Below are 256 nucleotides of genomic sequence, written 5' to 3'. Positions count from 1 at the left end.
CTCCTGGGCCGCTATGCCCGCCAGCACGACATCGCCATCGGCACCCCTGTGGCCAACCGCCGCCACAGCGAGACAGAAGACCTCATCGGCTTCTTCCTCAACAGCCTCGTCATGCGCTTTGATCTGCAGCACAACCCCAGCTTCACCGACCTCTTAAGCGCCACCCGAGAAATGGCCCTGGAAGCCTATGCCCACCAGGACATCCCCTTCGAACACCTCGTTGAACGCTTAAACCCCGTCAGAAGCTTAAGCCACG

General features: G+C 60.5%; 1 protein-coding gene. It reads left to right on the top strand.

Annotated features, from left to right (window positions below; genetic code table 11):
• The coding region (locus ACO0LH_RS28670) for a condensation domain-containing protein (protein ID WP_422944557.1) at positions 1-256 on the top strand (256 nt) is incomplete at both ends.

This window comes from Undibacterium sp. TJN19 (genome assembly GCF_049339485.1).
Taxonomy (GTDB): domain Bacteria; phylum Pseudomonadota; class Gammaproteobacteria; order Burkholderiales; family Burkholderiaceae_D; genus Undibacterium.
Note: the sequence above shows the minus strand (reverse complement) of the source record. Positions and strands in the feature narration are given on the sequence as shown.